The organism is Streptomyces sp. NPDC026246 (genome assembly GCF_055567995.1).
On the sequence record NZ_JBVHPJ010000016.1, the window covers coordinates 147,601 to 155,446 of the forward strand.

At 71.7% G+C, this 7,846-nt stretch carries 6 protein-coding genes; 5 read left to right on the top strand and 1 reads right to left on the bottom strand.

Translation table 11 applies throughout. The features are described 5' to 3' along the window. Positions 1–112: 112 nt before the first annotated feature. From ACZ4M5_RS31100 to ACZ4M5_RS31120, 5 genes are read left to right on the top strand one after another with little or no spacing between them, the layout of a single operon-like run. A complete protein-coding gene (locus ACZ4M5_RS31100; protein WP_467741770.1) occupies positions 113–946 on the top strand; it encodes a DUF8175 domain-containg protein in 834 nt (277 codons plus the stop codon). Next, positions 936–2,270 carry a hypothetical protein gene (locus ACZ4M5_RS31105; RefSeq protein ID WP_467741772.1) on the top strand — a complete coding sequence of 445 codons (1,335 nt, stop codon included), beginning with the start codon at positions 936–938 and terminating at the stop codon, positions 2,268–2,270. Before ACZ4M5_RS31100 ends, ACZ4M5_RS31105 begins: the two co-directional genes overlap by 11 nt. A gap of 14 nt (positions 2,271–2,284) precedes the next feature. Beyond that, positions 2,285–3,823: an SCO6880 family protein gene (locus ACZ4M5_RS31110; protein ID WP_467741784.1), complete on the top strand. Its 1,539-nt coding sequence runs from the start codon at positions 2,285–2,287 to the stop codon at positions 3,821–3,823. Positions 3,824–3,829: 6 nt separating this feature from the next. Continuing rightward, positions 3,830–5,239, top strand: coding sequence for an ATP-binding protein (locus tag ACZ4M5_RS31115; RefSeq protein WP_467741774.1), 1,410 nt, complete (start codon positions 3,830–3,832; stop codon positions 5,237–5,239). A 10-nt stretch (positions 5,240–5,249) separates the two neighbouring features. After that, entirely contained in the window at positions 5,250–6,950 is a 1,701-nt protein-coding gene (locus tag ACZ4M5_RS31120; RefSeq protein WP_467741776.1) for a type IV secretory system conjugative DNA transfer family protein, read from the top strand. 63 nt (positions 6,951–7,013) lie between these two features. On the opposite strand, the gene ACZ4M5_RS31125 is transcribed toward ACZ4M5_RS31120, so the two are convergent. Continuing rightward, entirely contained in the window at positions 7,014–7,556 is a 543-nt protein-coding gene (locus tag ACZ4M5_RS31125; protein WP_467741778.1) for a GNAT family N-acetyltransferase, read from the bottom strand. Positions 7,557–7,846: the final 290 nt, after the last annotated feature.

A 7,846-nucleotide genomic window follows, 5' to 3' on the forward strand; every position in this document is an offset into this window, starting at 1 on the left:
GTCACCACACCGCGCCCGCGCGGGAACCAGCACGGCTACCGTCGTACGTGGAGTACGTGCACTGCGACCGGTACGAAGTGTTTCCGCACGACGTCGAGGGGGCGTACGCGGCATGAGTCTCGGTGACGAACGGGAGTCCTCCGGGGGCTACGGCGGCACGGGCCAGACCCGCACCCGCCTGCCCGACACGGACTCCGACCCCTACGGCACGCCGCGCCGCGGCCCCCGCTCCTCGTCCCGCAGCCTGGTCACGGTCGTCGGCGTGGTGGTCCTCCTGATCGCCGCGATCGCGTTCGCCAACCGGGGCGACGGCGACGCGTCGGACGCCGACGGCAGCACGGACAAACCGGAAACAGCGGCAACGGCCCCTTCGGGGAAGCGACCCGTCGAGACCAAATCGGCCGAGGGAATCCCGTCCGGCTTCGCACAGGACCAGGAGGGGGCCGAGAGCGCCGCCGCGAACTACGCCGTGGTCCTGGTGTCCGCCGACATCCTCAAGCCCGCGCGGCGGCCCGGGATCGTACGCCAGGTCTTCGACGCCGGGAAGGCCGCCGAGCTGCAGAGCACCCTCGACCGGGTCTACGACAAGGCGTTCCTCACCAAGGTCGGCCTGGACGAGAACGGCGACGCGCCCAAGGGCAGCACCTATGTCTCCCGCACCATGCCGGTCGGCACCAGGACCACCGACTACTCCGGTGGCACCGCCACCGTCGAAGTCTGGTGCACGGGCGTCTACGGAATGACCGGGGAAGCCTCGCAGACCCCCGTCACCAGCGACTGGTTCACCATGACCCTCCAACTGCGCTGGAAGGACAGCGACTGGAAGGTCGACAGCTTCGCCCAGAAGGACGGCCCCGCGCCGGTCAACGGCGACAACAAGGTGTCGACGTCGGACGCCATCTCCAAGGCCACCGAGGAGTTCGGAGGGTTCACATATGCCCGGTAGCCCGCGCCGTGCAGTGAAGGTCGCCGCAACCCTCACCGCCGTCCAGACCGCCCTGGTCCTGTTCGCCGCCCGGGCGGCCGCCGCCCCCACGCCGACACCCAGCCCCAGCAGCGACAACTGCTCCCTGCTCTCCGGCAGGGCCCGCGAGATCTGCGAAGGCGACACCGGGAGCGGTGGAGGCGGGGGTGGGGGGACCAACCGGATCAACCCCACCTCGGCCCTCGACCCCCTCTCCTCCCTCGCCAAAGGCTGTGCCGACGCCGCCTCCTGGACCGTCGACAAGCTCAGCGACGCCGTACAGGAGACCGCCAACGTCGACTTCACCAACCCCAAGTTCCTCCAGCAGTACGCCGTCGTCTTCGCCGCCTCGACGATCCTCACCCTCGTGCTGTGGATCCTGGCCGTCGCCAAGCGCGCGGTACGCGGCGTCCCCCTCGGCACCGCCCTGTCCGAAGCCGTCGGCTTCCTCTGGCTGACCGTCCTCGCCTCCGCCTTCACCCCGCTGATCCTCTACACCGTCGTCTCGGCCACCGACGGCATCACCCAGGTGCTCGCGAAGGCGACCGGCGACCAGACCGACGCCTTCTTCGGCACCTTCTCCGAAGCCCTGAAGAAGGGCGAGGACATCGGCGGCGGCCCGATCATGCTGATCGTCGTCTCCCTGGTCAGCATCCTCGCCGCCGGAGTGCTCTGGCTGGAACTCGTCATCCGCGCGGCCCTGCTGTACGTCGGCGCCCTCCTCGGCACCGTCGTCTACGCCGGCCTCGTCGACAAGAACCTCTGGGGCCACGTCCGCCGCTGGGCGGGCATCATGATCGCGGTGATCCTCGTCAAGCCCGTCATCGTGATCGTGCTCGGCCTCGCCGGCGCGCTCTCCGCCGACGACGGCCCCGACGCCTTCTCCGCCGTCGTCTCCGGCCTGGCCATCATCCTGCTCGCCATCTTCGCCAGCGCGATGATCTACCGCTTCGTCCCCGGCTTCGGCGACGAGATCGCCGGCTCCCGCAACAACCGCATCATGCAGGGCGCCGAGAGCAAGGCCGCGGCCGTCATCAGCTCCCCCGCGTCCCTGGTCGCGCAGGGCATCAAGACCCACAGCACCCGCGCCGACCACCACGGCGGAGGCGGCCAGTCCGCCGCCCCCCGCCCCAGCAACCCCGCATCCGGCGGGGTCGCCGCGCACAGCACGCGCCCCTCGAACGGCGGCGGCGGAACTGTCCCCTCCGCCGCACCCGCACCCCGTTCGGGCAGCCCCGTCAACACACCCCACGCAGGCAACACCCGCAACAGCAGTACCAACCGCACGGGAGGTGAAGGGCGTTGACGACCGAGTCCCACATGTCCCATCCGGTCACGCCCCGCCGTACGTATCTGATCGGCCGCGCCCGGCCGAACGCGATCATCGGCCGCAACCGCGAGACGGGCGAGATCGCCCTCATCGTCGTGGGCGCGTTCCTCGGCATGATGTGCGGGCTCCTCGTCCCCGTGCTGTCCCTGCGCATCGTGCTGCTCGCCGGCTTCCCGATGCTGGCGCTGGCCGCGGTGTACGTGCCGTACAAGCACCGCACGTTCTACAAGTGGTTCGAGATCAACCGCAGCTACAAGCGGACCCTGAAGCGCAACTCCAGCTACCGCTCCACCGCCGTCGAGGCCGGCACCCGCCTCGACGGACGCGAGATCGAGGTCGGCCCGCCCCCCGGCATCGGCCGCATCACCTGGCTGTCCGCCCCCTTCGGGCCCGACGAGATCGCCGTCCTGCTGCACGCCGACCGCAAGACCGTCACCGCCGCCATCGAGATCGAGGGCCCCGGCGTCGGCCTGCGCGACAGCGAGGACCAGGAGGCCCTGGTCGACCGCTTCGGCACCCTGCTCAAGCACGTGGCCAACGGCGACGGCTTCGTCACCCGCCTGCAGATGCTCGCCCGCACCCTCCCCGCCGACCCCGACGCCCACGCCAAGGACGTCGCCGTCCGCGGGGACGACAGGTCCCTGCCCTGGCTGCAGGAGTCCTACGACCAGCTCCAGTCCATGGTGTCGACCAGCAGCGAGCAGCACCGCGCCTACCTGGTCGCCTGCATGCACTACAACCGCGAGCTCGCCGCCGAGGCCAACGCCATGGCCCGGGCCGCCCGCGCCCACGGCGGCAAGGTCGACCGCGACGCCGGACTCGCCGTCGTCATGGCCCGCGAGCTCACCGACATCTGCTCGCGCCTGCAGGAGGCCGACATCCGCGTCCGCCAGCCGCTCGGCCAGAGCCGGCTGTCCTCGCTGATCCACTCCATGTACGACCCGGACCACCCCATCGACCACATCCAGGCGATGACCAAGCGCAACGCCTGGCCCGCCGAACTGGACGCCACCGAGCCCACCTACCTCCAGGCCAAGACCCGCGAGTCCTCCACCCGCGCCCCCTGGTGCCACGCCACGGCCTGGGTGAAGGAGTGGCCGATGACCCCCGTCGGCGTCAATTTCCTCGCCCCGCTGCTCGTCCACACCCCGGACGTGATCCGCACGGTCGCCGTCACCATGGACCTCGAACCCACCGAGGTCGCCATCGAGCGCATGCTCACCGAGAAGACCAACGACGCGGCCGAGGCGTCCCGTGCCGCCAAGATGAACCGCACGGTCGACCCGCGCGACGTCGCCGCCCACTCCCGGCTCGACCAGCGCGGCGAGGACCTCGCCAGCGGCGCCGCCGGCGTCAACCTCGTCGGCTACATCACCGTCTCCTCCCGTTCCCCCGACGCCCTCGCCCGCGACAAGCGGACGATAAGGGCCTCGGCCGGAAAGTCGTACCTCAAGCTCGAATGGTGCGACCGCGAGCACCACCGCGCCTTCGTGAACACCCTTCCCTTCGCCACCGGCATCCGGAGGTAGGACCTGATGCGGGATCCGCTGTCCGTCCTCACCGAGGCCTTCACGTCCTTCCTCTTCGGGAAGGTCGAGACGACCCGGCTCCCGGTGCGCACGTCCACGGGCCAGGCCCAGGCGGTCTACCTCCCGACCGCCGCCCCCGGCCTCGGCGACTCCGGCGTCATCATCGGCCGCGAGGTCTACTCGGGCAAGGGCTACATCTACGACCCCTTCCAGCTCTACGGCCAGCAGCTGCCCGCCCCCCACTGGCTGGTCCTCGGCGAGTCCGGCAACGGCAAGTCGGCGCTGGAGAAGACGTACGTCCTGCGCCAGCTCCGCTTCCGCGACCGCCAGGTCGTCGTCCTGGACGCCCAGGGCGAGGACGGCGTCGGCGAGTGGAACCTCATCGCGCAGGAGCTGGGGATAACTCCCATCCGCCTGGACCCGACGGCGGCCCTGGACATGGGCATCCGCCTCAACCCGCTCGACCCCGCGATCACCACCACGGGCCAGCTGGCCCTGCTCCGGACGATCATCGAGGTCGCCATGGGCCACGGCCTGGACGAACGCTCCGGCTTCGCCCTCAAGGTCGCCCACGCCTACGTCAACGAGACGATCACCGACCGCCAGCCGGTCCTCACCGACATCGTCGAGCAACTGCGCCACCCCGAGCCCAAGTCCGCCGAGGCCATGAACGTCGCCATAGACGACGTCCGCGCCTGGGGCCTGGACGTGGCGCTCGTCCTGGACCGGCTCGTCGACGGTGACCTGCGCGGCATGTTCGACGGCCCCACCACGGTCGGCATCGACCTGGACGCGCCGCTGATCGTCTTCGACCTGTCCCACATCGACCGCAACTCCATCGCCATGCCCATCCTCATGGCGATCGTCGGCGTGTGGCTGGAGCACACCTGGATCCGCCCCGACCGGAAGAAGCGCATCTTCCTCGTCGAGGAGGCCTGGCACATCATCAACAGCCCCTTCGTGGCACAGCTGTTCCAGCGCCTGCTGAAGTTCGGCCGACGGCTGGGTCTGTCGTTCGTCGCGGTCGTCCACCACCTGTCCGACGTCGTCGACGGCGCCGCCGCCAAGGAGGCCGCGGCGATCCTCAAGATGGCCTCGACCAGGACGATCTACGCCCAGAAGGCCGACGAGGCCAGAGCCACCGGCCGTGTCCTCGGCCTGCCCCGCTGGGCCGTCGAGATCATCCCGAGCCTCACCCCGGGCATCGCCGTCTGGGACGTCAACGGCAACGTCCAGGTCGTCAAACACCTGATCACCGAGACCGAACGCCCCCTGGTCTTCACCGACCGTGCGATGACCGAGTCCTCCATCGACCACGCGGACGACGCCCTGCGCGCCGCCGAGCGCGAGGCGGAGGCACGGGCCGCGGCCTTCGTGGAACACCACTTGGGCGACTCCGAATCGACGGTGGCGTAAGGGGCGGCGCGTGAGACCGGACGACCCCCGCAGCCGGCGGGACACCCAGGGCGGCATCCCCGACGGCCTGCTGATCGGCATACTCGCGCTGCTCCTCGGCACGACCCTGCTGGTGTGGACGGCCACGGGCCTCGCCGGCCTGTTCGCCCACGGCTCCTGGCCGTCCGGAGTCACCTTCACGCGCACGCCCCTGGCCATGCGCGAACTCATCGCCCACCCCCAGGACATCACCGGCGCCTGGCCCGCCACGCCCCCCGGCGACCTCTCCGGCTACGGCCTCTTCTGGGGCCTGTTCATCGGCCAGCTGATGCTGCTGTTCGTCCTGACCGTCTTCGCGATGGGCACTCTGGCCCGCTGGAGAGCGGTCCGCGCCCAACGCCGCCACGACGAGGCGAGGGCGGCGGACGACCGGTACGAGGCGACACCCCCGGCCCACCACGACGTACCGGCGACGCCCCGGCCCGGCGCCCCGGCCGCAGGACACGACGTACCGGCGGCCCACACCGCCCCGGCACAGCACGACGTACCCGACGCGGCCCGGCACGGCGTCCCGGGCGCCCCGGCCCACGACCTGCCGGCGACCGTCCCGCACCTGTCACCCACCCCGGCACCCACCGCCACCGACCTGCCGGCCCCGGCGGCGCAACCCGCCACCACCCCGGCCCCGGCCGCCCAGACCGGCCCCCACGACCTGCCCCCACCGCGCCGGGCCACGGCCCCCACCGCCCCGGCGCCGCTGTTCGCCCGCGGAGGACCCGGAGGAGGGCCCGGCGCGGGGCCCGGCGGATGGACGAAGGTCTTCGTGGCCCCCAGGGAAACCCGCCGCACCACCGCCGCCCAGGCCGTACGCGACGCCGAGGGCCCCGCCCTGGTCGTCACCTCCGACCCCGCCCTCTGGCAGGAGACGAAGGACGCCAGGTCGAAACTCGGCCCCACCCACCTCTACGACCCGGCCCACCTCTGCGACACCCCGGCCCGCCTGCACTGGTCCCCCACCACCGGCTGCGAGGACCGGGACACGGCAGCCGCACGGGCCACCGCTCTCCTCACCCCCGTCCGCCCCACCGCCAAGCTCGACCAGGCGGTCAGCGACACGGCCGCCACCCTGCTGCGGAGCTACCTGCACGCCGCCGCCATCGACGGCCGCACCGTCCGCCACGTCCACCGCTGGTCCCAGGGCACCCAGATCCAGGACGCCGTACGCATCCTGCGCACCAGCCCCAAGGCGGCCCCCGGCTCCGCCGGCGAACTCGAAGGGGCCCTCACCGCCCACCCCGAACGCCGCGACGTGGCCCAGCAGCTGACGACCCGTGCCCTGGCGGCCCTCTCCACGGTCAATATCCGCGAGGCCTGCACTCCCAACCGAAATGATGCCCTCGCCTTGGATTCCTTCGTCCACGAAGGGGGAACGCTTTACGTGGTGGGGGAATCCATCGAGGACCCCAGGACGAACCCGGGCGCGATGCCCTTCCTGACGGCCCTCGTCTCAAGCGTGGTCGAGCGCGGCCGGCACATGGCCGAACGGTCATCGGCCGGTCGCCTCGACCCACCAATGACGCTCGTCCTCGACGACGTCGCCGCCGTGGCCCCGCTCCCCCAGCTCCCGGAGCTGCTGGCCACCGGAGCGGACCGGGGCCTGCCGACCCTGGCCCTGCTCCGGTCCGCCGAACAGGGCAGGTCCCGCTGGCCCCACGACGAACTGCCGGTGTAGCGACCCGGCCGGGCCGGCACCGGACCGGCCCCCGGGCACACCGTCCCCTCACTCCCGCGAGGGTCACTCCCGCTCGAGCACGAACTCCAACTCCCGCTCCCCGGCGTCCCCGAGCGGCACCGTGAGCCCGCTCGGCGAGAACCCGGCCCGCCGGTAGAACCGCTGCGCCCGCCCGTTGTCCTCGTGCACGATGAGCCGCACCCGTTCCAGACCCCGCCCCCACGCCCACTCGAGGGCCGCGTCGAACAGCACCTCGGTCAGCCCGCTCCCCCGCTCCTCGGGCCGTACGAAGACCGCGACGACATGCCCCTGTTTCCGCTCCACCGGAAACCCGGCCCAGTCGGTCGTCCCGGGCTCCTCCACCAGCACGGTCAGCGTCCCGACCCACCGCCCGTCCGGCGCCTCGGCGATGATCTGCTGTGCCCGGTCGGCCCCCTCGGCGGCCCCCGCCGTCCGCTCCCGCCAGAACGCGTCCGGCTTGGCCGCGGCCTCCTCGTACGTCTCCAGGAAGGCCAGGTGCGCCACCGGGTCCCGGAGCGCCGCGAGCCGCAGCTCCTTGGCCGCGGGCCACTCATCAGCACGAACGGACCGGATCACATAGCTCATACGGCCACGGTAGTACCCGGGTACGACACCCCTCACCCGGATTACCGCCGCCGGTCCGACGACCGCGGCCCCCACCCGGACGAGCATCGCGCGGTGGCGACCGGTGAGGCCGGTCGTGGCCCGCAGCCCCACGCGCCGCCTGCCCTGACCGACCGGGAACGAGCGATCCTCGCGAAACTGATGGAGCAGTCCTGAAACGCAGAAAACCCCCGCATCTTTCGATGCGGGGGTTTTCCCAACAATTGTTCGGCGGCGTCCTACTCTCCCACAGGGTCCCCCCTGCAGTACCA